We start from the raw sequence: 16,420 nt of genomic DNA on the forward strand, positions 1-16,420 counted from the left end.
CCAGGTCAGGCTAAGCCGAGGCGCCTAACAGCGAGATGACAGTGACCGTTCGGCCCCTGTAACTCGCTCCGTCACAGGGTGGGGCCCATGAGCGATGAGAGTACGAAGGCGACGATCGAGGTCATCGGTCTGCGTAAACGCTTCGGGCCACAACTGGCTCTGGACGGCATGACGTTCATCGTGCGGCCCGGGCGGGTGACCGGCTTCGTCGGCCCGAACGGCGCGGGCAAGTCCACCACCATGCGCGTGATACTGGGCCTTGACGCGGCTGAGGAGGGAAAGGCCCTGGTCGACGGGGTGCCGTACCGCACCCTGCGCCGCCCGCTCCGGCATCTGGGGGCGCTGCTCGACGCCTCCGCGCTGCAGCCGAGCCGTACCGCCCGTAACCACCTGCTGTGGCTGGCCCACTCGCAGGGCGTGCCGGCCCGGCGGGTGGACGAGGTAATCGATCAGGTTGGCCTGGGCAAGGCGGCCCGCCGTAAGGCCGGCGGCTTCTCGCTGGGCATGCGCCAGCGCCTGGGAATCGCGGCGGCGCTGCTCGGTGACCCGCCAGTGGTCATGCTGGACGAGCCGTTCAACGGCCTCGACCCCGACGGCATCGTGTGGATGCGCGGCTTCCTGGCGGAGCTGGCCCGGCAGGGCCGTGCCGTCCTGGTCTCCAGTCACCTGATGAGCGAACTCGAGGACACCGCCGACCATCTCGTGGTGATCGGCCGCGGCCGGGTCGTCGCGGACACCGGCGTGTCCGAGCTGCTCGCCGAGGCGTCCGGCGGCCGGGTCACCCTGCGTACCTCCGCGCCTCCGCGCGCCGCCCAGGTCCTGCACGGCGCGGGTGCCACCGTTCTCGCCACCGGCCCCGACACCCTCGGCGTCACGGGCCTGCCCGACGAGGAGATCGTGGCCCTGCTCGCCCGGAACGGGGTGCCGTTCTCCCAGGTGTCCGCGCACCGGGCGACGCTCGAAGAGGCGTACATGGAGCTCACCCGCGACGCGGTGGAGTACCGGGGCATCCCGGCGGGGGAGGCCACGCGATGACCGCCACCCTCACCCCTCGCCCCCCGGCCGCGAGGCGCGCTGAGCGGGGCGGGTTCCTCAGGGCGCTGCACGCCGAGTGGACGAAGTTCCGTACGGTGCGCGGCTGGGTCCTTGCCATGGCGGGGGCGCTCCTGGTGACGATCGTGGTCGGCCTGCTGGGCACGGCCGCCCCAGCCCCCGGCGGTCGCGGCGCCGACTCCGCCTCGTACCCGAGGGGCCCCGGCGGCGAGGCCGTCAACGACAGCTTCTACTTCATCCACAAGACGCTCACCGGAGACGGCACCCTCACCGTTCCCCTGCGGTCGCTGACCGGTGTGGCCGACACCGGGACCGGCAAGACGGCCCAGGGGGCCCAGGGGGCCCAGCCCTGGGCGAAGGCCGGGATCATCGTGAAGGAAGGCCTCGCCCAGGGATCCCCGTACGCGGCGGTCATGGCCACCGGCGGCCACGGCGTACGCATGCAGTACGACTACACGCACGACACGGCGGGTCCTTCCGGCAAGGTCTCCCAGGAGTCCCCGCGCTGGCTGCGCCTGGTCCGCTCCGGTGACAGTCTCACCGGTTCCACCTCCACCGACGGCTCCCACTGGAGCAAGGTCGGCCATGCGAAGCTGCCGGGGCTTGCGCGCACCGTGCAGGCCGGGCTTTTCGCGACGTCACCGCAGGCGAAGCAGGACACCGCGGCGGGCACGGGCTTCAGCCCTGCCGTGGCCACAGGCACCTTCGGCCGCCCCGCCCTCACCGGCGACTGGTCCCAAGAGGCGTGGCGCGGCACACAGGTGGGTGGCGACGCGGGCACCTCCGGCAGCTACACGAACACCACCAAGGGCGGCTTCACCCAGACCGACGGCGGCGGGTTCACCGTGACCGGGGCCGGTGACATCGCACCGGTCGTCGGCGGGCCCGTCATGGGCGTCGGCTTCTCCGTCGAGAACTTCCTCGTCGGCACCTTTGCCGGGCTGATCGTGGTGATCGCCGTGGGCACGGTGTTCATCACTGGCGAGTACCGGCGCGGTCTGCTGCGTACGACCATGGCGGCAACTCCCCTGCGAGGCTGGGTGCTTGGTGCCAAGGCGCTGGTGGCCGGGGGCGTCGCGTTCGCCATGGGCCTGGTGGCCGCCGCGATCACCCTTCCCGTCGGGGAACGCAGCGCGCTCGGCAGGGGCTTCCATGTCTTCCCCGCCACGTCGGCGACCGAAGTGCGCGTCATGGCCGGCACCGGCCTGCTCTGCGCGGCCGCCGCCGTGCTCGCCCTCGGCGTCGGTGCCCTGCTGCGGCGCAGCGGCACGGCGGTCGCCCTGGTCATCGCGTCGATCGTGCTGCCCTTCCTGCTTGCCACCTCCGGCGTACTGCCCCCGGGCGTCTCGGAGTGGCTGCTGCGGGTGACCCCGGCTGCGGGCTTCGCCATTCAGCAGACCCTGCCGCGGTACGCGCAGGTGCTCAGCGTGTACGAGCCCTCGACCGGCTACTACCCGCTGGCGCCATGGGCCGGCCTCGCTGTGCTGTGCGGATACGCCGCGCTCGCCTTCGGTCTGGCCGTGGTGCGGCTGCGCGGGAGGGACGTATGAGCCTCTTGAGCGGTGCACGACTCACGAGCACGGCGGACGGCGCGTGGCGAGGGGACTTCGGCCGCGCCCTGCACGCGGAGTGGACGAAGCTGCGCACCGCAGGGGGAATGGGCAGGTTGCTCCTGCTCGCCGTCGCGCTGACCGTGGCCGTCGGCTGCGGCACCGCCAAGGCCGTGAAGTGCCCGGACGCGGGGTGCGGCCAGGACGCCGTCAAGCTCGCCCTGACCGGCGTCACCGTCGGGCAGGCGGTCATCGCCGTCTTCGCGGTGCTGGCCGTCAGCGGCGAGTACGGCACCGGCATGATCCGCACCACGTTCACGGCGGTGCCGAACCGGCTCACCGTCCTCACCGCCAAGGCGACGGTCCTCACCACGGGAGTCCTGGCCTCCGGGACGGCTGCCGCACTGGCCTCCCTCCTCACCGGCCGCTACATCCTGCCCGGCAACGGATTCACCGAGGCGCACGGCTACGCCCCGCTGTCCCTGGCCGACGGCCCGACCCTGCGCGCGGCCGTGGGCTCAGTCCTCTACCTCGCTCTGATCGCCCTGATCGGTCTCGGCGTGGCGACGGCGGTACGGGAAGCGGCGACCGCCATCGGGATCGTGCTCGGGCTGCTCTACCTCTTCCCGGTCGTCACCCAGGTCGTCAACGACCCGGAGTGGCAGCGCCACCTCCAGCAGATCTCGCCCATGACCGCCGGGCTCGCGGTCCAAGCCACCGTCCATCTGCGCGAGCTGCCCATCGGCCCATGGGCCGGCCTGGGCGTGCTCGCCACGTGGGCCGCGGCCGCGCTGCTGGTCGGCAGCCTGCTGCTGCACAGGCGCGACGCGTAGCCGAATCGAGCCGTCCGTGAGCACGGTGGCTTCGGGCCTGACACGGTCAACGATCCAGCCGACCGGGAGCGACGCCGGGCGGGTCTTCAGGATGCCGACCCGGACCCACCGTCCGGCGCCGATCGGGCCGCTTCCGCCTCGGGCACGGTGCGGGGGCAGGGCACCATGGACGCCGTGGCGGCGAGGGCGAGGTGTGAGTTCATGTCCAGCTCGAACCGGCCGTAGGGGTTCACGTGGGTCCAGTACAGCGGGGACAGGGCCCGCCGGCGGGCGTCGGTGAGCCGCTTCTGCCACTTCTCCTCGCTCAGTATGTCCTGAAGCAGCAGGGTGTTGACGTGCACCGACGCCGACTGGAGCAGCTGCGGGGCGAGCATGGTCCGGGGGACAGCCGGGTCGGGGGCGTGGGATCACAGGAGGCGGAACCGGCCGCGTCGGCCGGGCGCTCCAGGGGGCAGCGGTCTGCTCCGGCGGCTACCAAGGCGGCCGCGGCGATCCATGCTTTGTGCCATGCCTGGTCCAGGAAGGGGCCTGCGCCCGGGCCCGGGTGAGCCACTGCGTCTTGCCGCTGCGGTGAGCGAAGCGGACCAGGGCGGGGGCGGCATCGCTGGTTTCGCGCCAGTGGCCGGCGCAGCGGTCGGCCACGTACTGCGTGATGGCGGAAACGGCGAGGGCGGCGGCCGTGCGGCGCCAGGACAGGCGCAGCCCGAGCTAGTGGGAGGCGGCCGCCAGAGCGAGGCCCTGCGTTGCAGTGTAGGAGGCGACGTGCCTGACTCAGGCGGCCCCGGTCGGCTCTGGATCGACCGACGCCGGCTGCGGACCACCTACATCGCCCAGCGAGGCAAGCGCGGATGGTCCCTGCCACCGACGATCGACCCCAATCACTCGCCGCAGGTCGAAGGTGATCACTACCTGTCTGCGGCGACACCGGCCCAGCGAGCCGTCCTCGAAGAGATCATCTCCGACGCGCAAGGCGATTTGTGGCGTCAACCTCTGACGTGAGCTTCACCGAAGCGGATCTCCACGGCACCGATCTCCGTGGGACCAAGAATCCAACTGCCGACCAACTCCTGGACGCATACCCGGACACGTCCACCAAGCTGCCTCCCAAACTCGCCCAGAACGTCAAGGTGCGCGCTCGGATCCGGGATTGCGGGTCGCACGGGTATCAGTGCGCGAAAGGGTAGATGAGCCGACCTGACTTGCCCCGTCGAGTCCGAGGGCGGCGAGCTGGATGAACGACGGCGGCCGGTTCCACCGCCGGCACCTGCTCGCCGAAGTCCGCCGTCAGCTCGCCCTTGTGCTGCGTGGACCCGGGCCCGGAGGACCGTGCGGGGATTGCCTCGTACAGGTCCTGGGCGCGGCGGTGGACCAGGCCGGTGCGGTAGCCGTCCGGCAGCGCGGTCAGGGCGGCGATCGCGCAGTCCAGGCCTGGTCGCCGTCGTCATGGGAACAGGCGGCCGTGTCGATAGCAAGGTGCGCGGCATGCTGCTGCCGCATCCAGGAGAGACCGCACGATCCGTGTGCCGACCAGCGGCCCGCACCTGTGTTCGCGGTCCGTCCTGGACAGCACCGGGCGTGGGGCTAGGAGTTGAGGTTCTGGCGCACGTCCAGGGAGCAGCGCAGCCGTACGCCGGGCCCGGGTCGTCCGATCAGCGGGAGCCGTGACACCGTCCTCACCGAACTCTGCTTCTCGCCCAGTGGTGTCCAGACCGTCCTCCCGTTCGCGGCAGAGCGGGTCGAAGGGTCCGTCGGAGCCGAAGGTGCCGCGGGTGCTCTGGACGAGGACCTGGAAGCCGCGCTCCGCCAGCGGCCTGGCCATCTGGCCCCCGACCAGGCCGGCCCTGCCGTAGGGAGTGCGGACCAGTGCGGTCGGCAGGCCGTCGCCGCCGGACTTCGGAATCCAGCGGTCGGCCAGCAGGACGGCCCCGTCGCGCATCGGCACGCGCAGGTCGCGCTGGATGGTCAGGTTCCTGGTGACGGGTGGAGGAAGGCGCAGGGTGCGCTGGGTGATGTGGCTGCCGAGGTTCATCGGAGGTGCCCTCCTGGTGAGGGAGCGGGGGTGGGGCGGTTGGGGGTGAGCGCCGAGGTGAGGCGCAGCAGGCGGTCTGCCAGTTCTTCGGGGACCAGGGGGTCCTCCGCCTCGATCACCCAGTCGTTGACGATTGCGCCGGTCCCGCCGGTGACCAGGCCTTCAGATCCTCGGCCGTGGTCTCGTCGAGGTCGCCGAACTGTTCCCGCAGGCCCGCCGTGGTGATGAGCGAGCCGAACAGCCTGTTCAGCGCGCGTGTCATCGGGAAGGCGCAGGACCCGGTGAGCATGGCGCGGTAGACGGGCCGGTGCCGGGCGAAGTGCCGGGCCATGGCCAGCAGGCGCTCGTGGGGCGAAGAGTTGTCGTCCCCCGCCTCGGCGGCGATGAGCTCCCGCTCGACCAGGTCGGTCGCGGCCGCCACGAGGAGCGCGTCGCGGTCCCCGAACTGGAGGTACACCAGCTGCCTGCTGACGTCGGCGGCCTCGGAGAGGTCGATGACGGGGAGGGCGGTGGTGCCGCGCTCATTCACTATGACCAGGGAAGGACCAGCGCGCCCCAGGCGACGATGGGTCCGAGGGCGACGATGCCGCCGGTGTATCCGATGACCTGGCGGTAGAAGCGGCGGGGGTCCACACCGCGGGCGTTGCTGAGGACCAGTGCGCCGTTGGTGGAGAAGGGCGAGGTGTCCACGATCGTCGTGGAGACGGCGAGAGCGGCGATGAGCCCGGCGGCGCTGAGGTGGCTGGAGAGCAGCAGCGGTACGGCGATCGGGATGATCGCGGTGAGGATCGCGGTGGAGGAGGCGAAGGCAGAGGTGATGGCCACGGTGAAGCACAGCAGCAGGGCGACGGCGATCGGGGCGCCGAGGTTCGCGGCGTGCTCGGAGATGTTCTCGATGATGCCGGCCTTCTCCAGCATGGCGATGTAGGTCATCATGCCCGCGACCAGCAGCAGGGTGGACCAGCTGACACCGTCCACGGCTTTTTCCTGCCGCTTCATGTCCACAAGGGCCAGCAGGGCACCGGCCGCAAGGGCCAGGAAGCCGATCTCCAGATGGAAGCCGAGAGCGCCGACCACGAGGGCCACCAGGCAGGCGAGGGTGAGCCACTGGCGCCAGTCGGGACTGCCGGAGACGGCCGGATCCTCGTCCTCCGCGGCGTCCTCGGAGCCCTCGGCCAGCGGGGCGGGGCGCTTGGCGAGCAGCGCGTAGGTGAGTGCCGACAGCACCAGGTTGATCAGGAAGCTCGCGCTGAACAGCGTCACCGCGGAGACCTGCAGTTCGGTCTTGTCGACCAGGCCGAGCACGAGCGCACCGGAGACGGCTAGCGGGGAGAACGCGCCCGCGTGCCCGCCGCTGATGACCATCATGCCCACGACCAGCGGGTTGAGCTTGTAGCGGTAGGCGAAGTTCATGCCGATCGGCGCGAGGATCGCGACCGCGGCGGGAGTGAAGGTGCCGAACGCGGTCAGCAAGGCGGCCACCAGGAACAGCACCCAGGGGATGAGCGCGACCTTGCCGCGCACCAGCCGTACCCCGGCCGCGACGAGCCAGTCGATGGTGCCGTTGCGGCGGGCGACGGAGAACAGGTAGGTGACCCCGACGATGGTGACGAAGAGCTTCGCCGGGAACCCCTCGAAGATCTCGTCCTCGGTGAGGCCGAGCGAGGCGGTGCCGACGGCGAAGGTGGCGACGAAGGCGAGGATGCCCAGGTTGATCGGCAGCACTGTGCCGACCACGAACATCACCAGCAGCGCGCCTATGGAGATCACTTCAGCAGACATCTTTGTCCTTGGGGCGAGGGGGAGGGGCGCGCCCCGGGGGCGCGAGGGTATCCCGGTGCGGACGGCTGGGGGACCGGCCGACCGAGGTGATGTCCGTCCCGGTTCAGGCGGCTTGCGTGCGGCCTGTTTCCGGGACGTGGACGCGTCCTGTTTCCGGGACGTAGATACGGGCGTCGGCGAGCAGCCGTGCCGCGCGTTGCACGGTGACCCGCCTCGGCAGGCCGTCCCGTACGTCGGTGCAGCGGACCGCGACGATGCCGGCGGGTGTGCCGAGCCGCAGCCATTCGTCGGCCGGGCCGCCCGCGGTCCGGCAGACCACGGAGCCCTCGACGAGCCCGGCCGCGGCGACGGCGACGGCGGAGGTCAGGCCGATCGCGGGGTGCGGGGCGTTCATGCTGAGCATGCGTACCGAGATGTCGTAGTCCTCGGCCCCGAGCCGCTCCCCGAGGGTGGTGGTGTACGGAACGGGCGGGCCCACCAGGCCCACCTTGGGTACCGCGTCGCCCGGTTCTTCGCCCGGCTTGAGCAGCCCCATCGGCGGTGCGGCGGTATGGCGCACGGTGCGCAACCAGGGCACGTCCGTACTGATCCGCTCCAGTGGCTCGGCGCCGGTGCGTCCTGCGCTGAGGGCGTCGATGAGGACGACGGGCGCTCCGGCGTCCACCATGCTCACCCGTACCGGCTCGGCGGCAGCGACCGGCAGGTCCTGCGCGGCCTGCCCGGTGGGGAGCAGTAAACCGGTGGCGCCGCCGGCCGGATCGCGGAAGGTGAGGCCGACGGCGACCCCTCCGGCGCGGGTGCCGGGAACGGCTTGGCGGCCGAAGTGGTGCACGACGCTACCGGTGGTGTCCACGAAACCTTCGAGGACCGCGCCGGTGTTGGTGTTGCGCATCACCACACGAGTCCGGTCACCGGTGATCGCCACCATGCCCTTCGCCACCGCGTACAGGGCGACCCCCGTGGCGCAGTTGCCGCAGTTGCTCGTCCACTCGACCGAGCCCGTGCCGATGCCCACTTGGGCGAAGAGATAGTCCACGTCCACGCCGGGCTCGGGGGAAGCGCTCACAACCGCCGCCTTCGAGGTGGTGGGAGTCGCCCCGCCCACGCCGTCCAGTTCCCCGGGGTCGGTGGCGCCGTACGCGGAGACCAGCAGCTTCTCCAGTTCGCCACGGCCGGATGGGACGTCGACCTGGTTGAACAGCCAGCATTTGCTGGTGCCGCCACGCACCAGGGTCGCGGGAGTGTGCACGTCTGAGCTCTTCCTTGATCAACGAGGGGAGGGAAGGGCCGAGGCGGTGGTTACGGGCGCATTGCGGGCCGGTGAACCGCTCGGCGATTGCGGAGACCTTCGCAGAGGCGTGACTTCGGAACAATCGCAGTTTGCTTCACCTGGGTTTAGCTCAGCTAAAGTCGTCGGCATGCTGAACGTGCGTCGTCTGCTGCTGCTCACCGAGGCCACCGAACGCGGTTCGCTCACCGCCGCGGCGGATGCGCTGGGCATGACCACCTCCGCCGCCTCCCAGCAGATGTCCCTGCTGGAGCGGGAGGCCGGTCAGCCCTTGCTCGAGCGGCTGCCGCGCGGGATCCGTCCCACACCGGCGGGTGCCGCGCTGGCCGAGCGCGGTCAGGCGATCCGCCGTGAACTGCGCGCCGCCCAGGCCGATCTGGACTCCTTCACGGCCCTCGACCAGGGCACGCTACGGCTCGGTTCCTTCCCCACGGCGAGCGCGTCCCTGTTGCCGCTCGCGCTCACCCGCTTCCGCCGCCGCCACACCGGCATCCGCATCGAGGTACGCGCCGGGGTCCTTGCCGAGCTCCGCGAGATGCTGCACACGGGCGAGGTGGAGCAGGGGCTGCTCTGGGACTACGAGTGGAATCGCCTCGACGATCCGGCGCTCTCCCTCACCCACCTCCTGGACGACCCCACGGTCTTGGTCGTCCCCGCCGACTCACCCCTGCGCACCCACCCCTCCGTGCGCCTGGGCGACCTCGCCGAACAGGAGTGGATCATCCGTGCCGACAACCACCCCGTCGCCGATGTCCTTCGCCGCAGCTGTCGCCAGGCGGGCTTCGAGCCGCGGATCGCGTATTCCTCGCACGACTACCAGGAGGCGCAGGCCATGGTCGCCGCCGGGCTCGGTATCGCCCTCGCCCCCCGGCTGGCGCTCACCAGCCGGCGTAGCGACGTACGTCTCCTGCCCTTCGCGTCCGACGTCCCGGCCCCCACCCGCCGCATACTTCTCGCCCGTGCCGCGGCACGCACCGCCACCCCACCCGCCCAGGCGATGGCCCAGGTCCTGCGCGCGGTGGCGCAGCGGTTCGCCGCCCCGGGCCTGCACCGGGCCCAGCTCGGAGCGGTCCGACGGGGCTGAGAACACGGACCAGTACCGGGGCCCCGGCGCGCCCTCGGGCATGGAGCCACGTGGGTACAGGGCATATCGGCTTGATGGTGCGGTGCGCGCCCGGAGACTGAGTGATTGTGTCGGTGAGAAGCAGCAACATGTGACGGTGAGTTCTGGGAACGCCCGGGGGCACTCAGCTGTCGGAATGTCGATGAGTTTCAGCAACGCCGCGAAGTCCACGCCTTGTGGCTCGCTCACGTCTTCGTCATGTAGGTGTGGGTTCGGGTGTAGGGCGTGAAGCCCATGGACTCGTAGAGCTGTCTCGGGACGGGGTAGGCGGCATCTCCGCGGCAGCAGACGCTGATCGTGCCGTAGAAGGTGAGCCGGTCGACGAAGGCCGTGCAGAGCCGGGAATCGGTGAAAATCTGGGCCCAGCCGCCGAAGGCTTCGTCGGAGGCGATAGCGACGCTGTTCTTCTCTTCGCGTTCGGTCAGCACCTGGAACAGCAGCTCGGTGCCGTGCTTGTCGCGAGCATCCATAGCCTCTCGTCCTGCCCGCCCGCGGAACCGAACGCCCAGCCGCCTCCGTGGAAGTGCAAGTACACGCCGTCAACGTGGTCCGGCACGAAGACCCGTGCCTTCACCCCGCCCTCAACGACGCGGTCCTAGGCAGTCCTCGTCAGTGATCGTCACGCTGCCGACGCTCGCAACCGTCCGCGACAACGCCCTGGCACCGTTTGTCGGTGAGCCCCCGTCACACTCCTGTCGTATCAGCGACCAGGCCACCGCGCTCGAGCGCCGGCCTCGCCACGTACAGATCTCCATGGTCGGGACTGGAGCAGCTCCGCGACGGCGAACTGCTGCGTGAGGTAGACGGTTCGCCGCCGTTGCATCGGTCGGCTGAGGCATGTCTGTGCGTGCGAGATCCGCCCAGGGAGAGGCACAGGGCTGGGGCGTGTGTGGAGATGTTGATCAGAATGGAGGACGGAGTCGGTCGGCCCGCCTGGCTTCTGCAAATCGGTGATGAGGAGCCGGTAGCCGACGTCGAGTGCTTCGTGGTCGAGCAGGTCGGCATGTCGGTGGTGTTACCGGCTGGATGACAACGTCGCTGATCTGGGCGAACTTCGGCCCGGAGCTGCGGATCGAGGTATGCCTCGGGCCGGGCTCGCTGCCGTCACTTGCGCAGCCGACACCGGCCGTTCTGCACGCCGGTGCACGATGCACGACTCCGCGATTTCGACGCCGTCGCGGCCGCAGGCGGAGGGCTTGTGGGTCAGGCGGCTTCGTCCCATTGCCGGGGTAAGTCGTCGTCCTCCCGGTGGCCAAGCTCCGCCCTTGTGCAGGACTCCCCTGCGATGAGCGAACCGGGCAGAACCCTGCCCTCCTGCCGCACCAACACCGCCTCCGACCGGCTCGCCCGAGACGCTGCCGGATACCTCGCGCGCAACAACTCCGCCAGGCGCGGGTTGATCTCCACAGCCAAGTGCCGGCCGCGCCCGGCGGGATGTCGTGAGCGCGTGTCGGTGAGAGCCGACCCCCGTCGGGCAAGTTGTGTGCCCATGGGGTGGTGGGGTGGCGGTCAGTGCAGCCGTCGCACGTAGGCGTCCGCTTTCGGGCTGCGCGGGCCCGGGGTGAGGTTGTCGGCTGTGGAGGAGAAGGCCACCGCCCGGGCCCGGGCATCGAGCGGCCGGTCCCCGGAGTCGGCCTGGACCGGCGTGCCGGCGGTGTCGGTGATCGCCATCCTGGTGCGGCCGTTGCGCAGGTCGCGCAGGTACCAGGTGCCCGGGTCCGAAGTGCCCGCGAACGCCCGGAAGAGCAGGTACCGTCCGTCGGGGCTCAGCGCCCCGTCGGCGGTCGACAGGGCGGGGTCAGGCGCCTCGACGATGCGCAGGGTGTCGGTGCGCAGGTTGCGGACGAAGACGTTGGAACCGTCGCCGTTGGTGTCCTCGGGACCGAGGTCGGTGGATGTCGAGGTGAAGGAGGCGTAGCGGCCGTTGCCGCTGATGCCGGCCTGGGAGGCCCTGCCGTTGCCGCGGGCGCCGTCGGGGGTGGTGTGCAGCGACCGGTGGGTCCCGGTGAGCGGGTCAGCCACCTTTACGTCGGAGGCCGGATTGGCGTAAGGCCAGTAGCTGCTGTTCGTGTACACCATGACGCTGCCGTCGTCGCTGAGCAGCGGCCTGGTGGCCCGGTGCAGGGCGAACGGGTGCTTCGTCAGCTCCCCGGTGCGCATGTCGCGCACGGCGACCAACGCGCCCGGTCGGGGGACCGTCTCGCTCACGGCGAACGCGACATACCGGCCGTCGGCGCTGACGGACGCATGCAGCGCCCACGTCAGGTAATTGCCGAGGTCGTTGCCGACGTATTTCAATTCCCTGGTCCGCAGGTCGCGCCAGTAGACCGACTGCTTGTCGTGGACTTCGCCCGGAACCAGGTCGGTCGAGGCCGACACGAAGACCACGTACCGTCCGTTCGCGCTGATGGCTCCCTCGGTGCCGCCGAGCCCGGACTGCCCTCCGGCGGCGTCGGTGCTGACACGCTGGATGCGGCCGGTCCTCAGGTCCCGCAGGAAGACGTCCGGGGCACCGTTCGTGTCGCCGGGGACCAGGTTGGAGGCCGACGACGTGAAGACCGCGTAGCGGCCGTCGGCGCTCAGCGACGGGGCGTCCGACGCGCCATCGCCACCTTGGCTGAGGCGGACGGTGTGCCAGGCGCCCGGCTTCGTCCCGTGGTGCTCGCGGTGCGGGTCGTGCGGTGCCGCCTGCGCCCCCGCGGGCGCCAGCAGCGCCGCCACGCACACACAGGCGGTGACGGCCACGGCTGCTACTCCAAGTCTGCTCCGCATGGATGCCTTCCCCCTTGACTCGCGCGGACGTGGCCGCCGCCCGGGCTCGGCGTGCCCCGCACCAGACATCGGCGGCGGCCGTGGGCGTCGACCGGGGGCTCATCGGACGTCGCGGCGGCCGGCGGCGAGCCCGATAAAACTCCAGCTGCCGCCCCTGAGCAATCCGATGAATGCTGTACAACCAGGCAGCGAGATCAGCGGTCCGTACGCGCAACCCCCCGGGTGTGCGGCAGTTGCTACGAGAAGGGCTCGCGATCGCTGGCCTGAACTCGACGGTGGCCCGAAGCACCAGGGGCTCCCGACGCAGGCTGGCCCGGTGCATCTGCAGAAGCCGCCCGAGCCCGACTCCCAGGCCGCTGTCGCCCACGCCCGGGGACTCCTCACCGACGCCTGGCGCCTCAAGCCCCCGGCCGGCGGGACCTCAGCGGCGACGTCGCCGACGGCCCTTGCCCCGGTCGACGACGACCAGGTGGTGGGGACTCCGCGAGGCCCACGAACACCACCTGCCGGGCCAACGAGCTGCGCGGCCGCCGGCCCGCGCGTGCGGCCTCGACCGGACCGCCCCTCAGAGATGATCTCGATTGGCGTTGTGGGGCGGCCGTGGCCGCCGGGCTGGGGCTACTGTTCAGCCGCGCGCGGTGATGCCGGGTGGGGCTGACTGTTGTCTGTGGGTCGGGCACATCGGTGGGTGGGGGAGAGGCTAGCTGTAGTCGTTGTGGTTGATGTGTCAGCGGGCGGGTTTGGTGGTTGGGGTTGTCGCCGCGCGGGTTGTGGATGGAGGCACCGCTGCTGTGGGTGACGGCCAGGTGCGAGTCGCTGTGGTTGCGTTTGTCATGGATGTGGGTGGTGCGGTCGGGGTTGGTCTTTGGGCGGATGCAGACGTGGCCGGGCGGGGAGTCGATGCGATGGCTGTTCACTGCATCGGAAGCGGGGGAGCGGAGGGGGGAACGGTCATCGGGGGTGAGGGCCGGGGGCGGCGATTGCCACGGCCCGTATGAGGTTTTGATCGCGCACTGCAGGTACTGGTTGCCGGGGCCGGGACGGTGTTGCGCGGCGGGTTCACTCCACTGGGCGCCCGGGGCGCCTGTTTGTGGTCCTGATGCCTCATACGTGCCGGGGATGTTGTCCTCGGTGCGCAGCCTGGTGGGGCCCTGCTTGCCGTGTACCGCGAATGGCGCGGAGCTGGCATGTTCGGCTGATGATGTTGCTTGGGTCGTTTTTAACTGCCGGACGTCGTTTTGTGCGAGGCAGCCGGGGTGTCAGGTGCTGTGGGCGGGCTCGGGGGCGGTGGGGTGCGGTGCTGAGGTGGTCAGTTCTCGGGGGGCCGGGCCGGGTGGGTCTGGCCTGTGGCGTCTGGGTCCTCCGGCCATCTTGATCAGCAGCGCTGTCGGTAGGAACACGGTGTCGCATACGACCATGACCAGGGACAGGAACGGGATGCCGAGCAGGAGGGCGATCCCGAGGTGCTCGGTGATCATGACCGCTAGGAGGATGTTCTTGGCTTTGCGGTTGCCGAGGACGAAGGGGAAGGCCACTTGCGTCGAGACGGTGAGGTAGGTGAGGGCCAAGACGAGCACGGCGTTGGCCGCGACGGCGGCCGAGAGCCCGGGCCAGGGGGTGAAGTAGTCGAGGTGCAGTGCGTAGTGGAGGGCGGAGCCCTCCTGCCAGCGCAGGCCCTGGATCTTGTACCAGCCGGCTGTGGAGTAGATCAGGCAGACCTGCGCGGCGATCACCAGCATCGCGGCGTTGTGGAGCATGGCCGCGCAGCCGTCCAGTACGGTGCGTGCTTCGTGCTTCGCCAAGCGCTGGTTCACCGCGTACCAGAGGCCGTGCACCGCCCACAGGAGCCACAGGATGAGCGGCCATCCGCCCTGGACGGGAAGGCCGAACGCCCAGAAGAGCAGGGCGCCCGCTACCGACCAGAGCACGACACCGGTCCTGTCGGGCAAGTTGGTGTCCTCCGCCCGGGCAGCACGGGTGCGCAGGGCGTCGAGGGACCACACTTGGGCGCAGCGGGTGAACACCAGATAGATCACCATGATGCGGATGATGTTGTCGCCACCGTCCCCCACCAGGGTGTTGCGGTTCTCCAGCGACATCACCCCCACCATGAGCAGGACGGTCATGGTCCGAGTGCGCCAGCCGAGCATGACGGCGAGTGACGCCACGATCGTCAGCGTGTAGACGATCTCGAACCAGAGCTGCCCGCTCCACCAGCTCAATACGGTGAAGGTGTCCTCCTCCTGGATCAGGGTGAGGGCCATGTCGTGTGACAGGGGGCTGCGGTCGCCGTACAGGACGCGGCGGTGCGGCCATTCGCGCAGCAGGAACGCCGTGATGACGGCGGCCAGTCCGATCCGGAAGGCCGCGGCCTGGTAGGGGGCCTGTGTGACGCAGGCGAACCGGGCAAGTCGCTGGAAGGGTACGGTGCTCAACTCACAGCTTTCTGTAGTCCTGGTCCGTGACCGGCCACCAGGGCAGTACCCGGTAGGTGGTGGTGTCCGGGGTCTTGTGTGTGCTCCACGACGGCGGTGGCACCACTGTGAAGCGGCCGGCTACCTGGAGGCCGACGATGGGCCGGCCCTGCCGCTCGCGTCCGATCCGTTGGAGGACGACGCGCTTGAGGTAGGTGCGGGACAGCTCGCTGAGCCGGCCCCTGTGCGGCCGGTCCTTGGGGCTGTGGCTGTTGATGTAGCCGTCCCAGGCCCGGCGGAGCATGTTCTGGTCCGCGTGGCTGGGCACGGGATTGCCCCTGATCGCCTCGATGTCCTCAGCTGTGATGTTGACCCATCCCGAGACGACGGGGGTGCCGTCGTCGCCTGCGGTGCGCAGCCGGACACCGACGACCTCGTTGCGCTGCTGCGGGTTGGGCGCGAACAGCCTCCAGTCCTGGCCGAACTCCGGCTGCACGTAGGCATTGACCACGTCGCGGTGCCGGGTGGTGACGGCGTTGGAGGGGGCAAGGCTGAGGAAGATCATGGCGAGGTGGAGGATCACGGCCCCGGAGAGGAGGAGCCCGATCGCCATGAGCGTGCCCACCGCCCACGGGGACCAGCGCGGTCCCGCGCCGTCGTCCTGCGCCGGGCGGGGGTGGGGAAGCGCGGCGCTGGGTGCCGTGGAGGGATGCATTGACGTTCCTTCCGCGAAGGTGAAATGGCTCGTGCGGCGGACGTGGGATGTCCACCGCACGAGCCGTCTGTTACAACGGGCAGTTGTCGACGCGGCTACCCGTGAAGTTGATGTCCGGGTGGCGGTCGCTGAGCTCGTCTGCGATGCGGTTGGTGTCGTCGCCGCCGTAGTACTGCGGGTTCTGCAGGACGAAGAGGATCGTCGGGTTGGTCGGCGCCCCTGCGTTGATACCTGCCTGCGTCCGCGACGGCAGGTCACCGCCGAACACCGAACTGTAGGACTCGTTGCCGGTCAGACCCGTGGGGCCCCAGGCCTCAGGGTGGTGGTTGCGCCAGAAGCCGGGCGAGCACCACTCGGCGTCCCCGGGCGGGGTGGTGGTGCCGTTCGTGGTCGGCGGCGTGGTGGTGCCGTTCGTGGTCGGCGGCGTGGTGGTGCCGTTGGTGGTCGGCGGGGTGGTGGTCGTGCCGATCAGGCCGATCAGCCCCGTGGTGACATCGCCGATCAGCTCCTGCTTGAACTCGATGTGCTTCGTGCAGTAGCCGAACGACTTGCCCACGCAGCTGTGGTCCAGGTTGTAATTCTCGACATGGACCTTCTTGCCGCCCTTGTGGCCCTTGTGCCCCTTGCCGTCCTTGTGGCCCTTGTGGCCGTGGCCCTTTCCGTCTTTGTGGCCCTTCCCGCTTCCCTTGTCCCCCTCCTTGGCGGGGAGGTGTGAACGGACTTGCGTCCCGCCCGGGTGATGCAGGTCGATCGCCTGCGAAATCGTGGTGATGCCCATTGTCAGGGCGCCTACGGAAACAGCGATGGCGAGGGCTCTAATAGAGCGCATCAGTTCCCTTCCTTCTCGGGGAAAAGCAGAAT

The 16,420-nt window shown here is 70.2% G+C and carries 14 protein-coding genes and 1 pseudogene; 5 read left to right on the plus strand and 10 right to left on the minus strand.

Going from position 1 to position 16,420, the window contains the following annotated elements; genetic code table 11:
* The first annotated feature begins 87 nt into the window (after positions 1-87).
* Genes AC07DF_RS11235 through AC07DF_RS11245 form a run of 3 tightly spaced genes read left to right on the plus strand, consistent with a single transcriptional unit; the run spans position 88 to position 3,436 of the window.
* The gene (locus AC07DF_RS11235; RefSeq protein WP_478969327.1) at positions 88-1,035 is read left to right on the plus strand and encodes an ABC transporter ATP-binding protein; all 948 of its coding nucleotides are present in this window, start codon (positions 88-90) and stop codon (positions 1,033-1,035) included.
* The gene (locus tag AC07DF_RS11240) at positions 1,032-2,603 is read left to right on the plus strand and encodes a DUF1349 domain-containing protein (protein ID WP_478969329.1); all 1,572 of its coding nucleotides are present in this window, start codon (positions 1,032-1,034) and stop codon (positions 2,601-2,603) included. The genes AC07DF_RS11235 and AC07DF_RS11240 overlap by 4 nt, the downstream gene beginning before the upstream one ends.
* Positions 2,600-3,436 carry an ABC-2 transporter permease gene (locus AC07DF_RS11245; RefSeq protein ID WP_478969331.1) on the plus strand — a complete coding sequence of 279 codons (837 nt, stop codon included), beginning with the start codon at positions 2,600-2,602 and terminating at the stop codon, positions 3,434-3,436. The genes AC07DF_RS11240 and AC07DF_RS11245 overlap by 4 nt, the downstream gene beginning before the upstream one ends.
* An 86-nt stretch (positions 3,437-3,522) precedes the next feature.
* Here AC07DF_RS11245 and AC07DF_RS11250 read toward each other — a convergent pair whose 3' ends face one another.
* The gene (locus tag AC07DF_RS11250; protein WP_478969333.1) at positions 3,523-3,810 is read right to left on the minus strand and encodes a Tn3 family transposase; all 288 of its coding nucleotides are present in this window, start codon (positions 3,808-3,810) and stop codon (positions 3,523-3,525) included.
* A 388-nt stretch (positions 3,811-4,198) separates the two neighbouring features.
* On the opposite strand from AC07DF_RS11250, the gene AC07DF_RS11255 reads away from it, so the two are divergent.
* Entirely contained in the window at positions 4,199-4,435 is a 237-nt protein-coding gene (locus AC07DF_RS11255; RefSeq protein ID WP_478969334.1) for a hypothetical protein, read from the plus strand.
* A 442-nt stretch (positions 4,436-4,877) separates the two neighbouring features.
* Here AC07DF_RS11255 and AC07DF_RS11260 read toward each other — a convergent pair whose 3' ends face one another.
* From AC07DF_RS11260 to AC07DF_RS11275, 4 genes are all read right to left on the minus strand, one after another.
* Positions 4,878-5,465, minus strand: a complete 588-nt coding sequence (locus AC07DF_RS11260) for a CocE/NonD family hydrolase (RefSeq protein WP_478969336.1) — start codon at positions 5,463-5,465, stop codon at positions 4,878-4,880.
* A 115-nt stretch (positions 5,466-5,580) separates the two neighbouring features.
* Positions 5,581-5,994, minus strand: a complete 414-nt coding sequence (locus AC07DF_RS11265; RefSeq protein ID WP_478969338.1) for a TetR/AcrR family transcriptional regulator — start codon at positions 5,992-5,994, stop codon at positions 5,581-5,583.
* The gene (locus AC07DF_RS11270; RefSeq protein WP_478969515.1) at positions 5,994-7,235 is read right to left on the minus strand and encodes an SLC13 family permease; all 1,242 of its coding nucleotides are present in this window, start codon (positions 7,233-7,235) and stop codon (positions 5,994-5,996) included. Before AC07DF_RS11270 ends, AC07DF_RS11265 begins: the two co-directional genes overlap by 1 nt.
* A 115-nt stretch (positions 7,236-7,350) precedes the next feature.
* Positions 7,351-8,496 (minus strand): PrpF domain-containing protein, encoded by a 1,146-nt coding sequence (locus tag AC07DF_RS11275; protein ID WP_478969340.1) that lies wholly within the window; start codon positions 8,494-8,496, stop codon positions 7,351-7,353.
* A gap of 169 nt (positions 8,497-8,665) precedes the next feature.
* Between AC07DF_RS11275 and AC07DF_RS11280 the strand changes: the two genes are divergently transcribed.
* Positions 8,666-9,619, plus strand: coding sequence for a LysR family transcriptional regulator (locus tag AC07DF_RS11280; protein ID WP_478969342.1), 954 nt, complete (start codon positions 8,666-8,668; stop codon positions 9,617-9,619).
* A gap of 332 nt (positions 9,620-9,951) precedes the next feature.
* Here the strand turns inward: AC07DF_RS11280 and AC07DF_RS11285 are convergent.
* From AC07DF_RS11285 to AC07DF_RS11305, 5 genes and pseudogenes are all read right to left on the minus strand, one after another.
* A pseudogene (locus AC07DF_RS11285) lies at positions 9,952-10,116 on the minus strand (ATP-binding protein); the annotation flags it as partial.
* A gap of 1,051 nt (positions 10,117-11,167) precedes the next feature.
* Positions 11,168-12,430: a hypothetical protein gene (locus AC07DF_RS11290; protein WP_478969344.1), complete on the minus strand. Its 1,263-nt coding sequence runs from the start codon at positions 12,428-12,430 to the stop codon at positions 11,168-11,170.
* Positions 12,431-13,689: 1,259 nt separating this feature from the next.
* Complete coding sequence (locus AC07DF_RS11295; RefSeq protein ID WP_478969346.1) at positions 13,690-14,865, minus strand: HTTM domain-containing protein; 1,176 nt, start codon at positions 14,863-14,865, stop codon at positions 13,690-13,692.
* 1 nt (position 14,866) lies between these two features.
* Positions 14,867-15,559, minus strand: a complete 693-nt coding sequence (locus AC07DF_RS11300) for a DUF5819 family protein (protein WP_478969348.1) — start codon at positions 15,557-15,559, stop codon at positions 14,867-14,869.
* A 70-nt stretch (positions 15,560-15,629) separates the two neighbouring features.
* Positions 15,630-16,388 carry a hypothetical protein gene (locus AC07DF_RS11305; protein ID WP_478969350.1) on the minus strand — a complete coding sequence of 253 codons (759 nt, stop codon included), beginning with the start codon at positions 16,386-16,388 and terminating at the stop codon, positions 15,630-15,632.
* Positions 16,389-16,420 lie beyond the last annotated feature (32 nt).

Source organism: Streptomyces sp. NPDC044719 (assembly GCF_056433405.1).

Excerpts from the sequence above, each read along its gene's own strand:
- AC07DF_RS11280 (WP_478969342.1), top strand. The coding sequence starts at position 8,666 with ATGCTGAACGTGCGTCGTCTGCTGCTGCTCACCGAGGCCACCGAACGC.
- AC07DF_RS11240 (WP_478969329.1), top strand. The coding sequence starts at position 1,032 with ATGACCGCCACCCTCACCCCTCGCCCCCCGGCCGCGAGGCGCGCTGAG.
- AC07DF_RS11305 (WP_478969350.1), bottom strand. The coding sequence starts at position 16,388 with ATGCGCTCTATTAGAGCCCTCGCCATCGCTGTTTCCGTAGGCGCCCTG.
- AC07DF_RS11245 (WP_478969331.1), top strand. The coding sequence starts at position 2,600 with ATGAGCCTCTTGAGCGGTGCACGACTCACGAGCACGGCGGACGGCGCG.
- AC07DF_RS11300 (WP_478969348.1), bottom strand. The coding sequence starts at position 15,559 with ATGCATCCCTCCACGGCACCCAGCGCCGCGCTTCCCCACCCCCGCCCG.
- AC07DF_RS11290 (WP_478969344.1), bottom strand. The coding sequence starts at position 12,430 with ATGCGGAGCAGACTTGGAGTAGCAGCCGTGGCCGTCACCGCCTGTGTG.
- AC07DF_RS11250 (WP_478969333.1), bottom strand. The coding sequence starts at position 3,810 with ATGCTCGCCCCGCAGCTGCTCCAGTCGGCGTCGGTGCACGTCAACACC.
- AC07DF_RS11235 (WP_478969327.1), top strand. The coding sequence starts at position 88 with ATGAGCGATGAGAGTACGAAGGCGACGATCGAGGTCATCGGTCTGCGT.
- AC07DF_RS11260 (WP_478969336.1), bottom strand. The coding sequence starts at position 5,465 with ATGAACCTCGGCAGCCACATCACCCAGCGCACCCTGCGCCTTCCTCCA.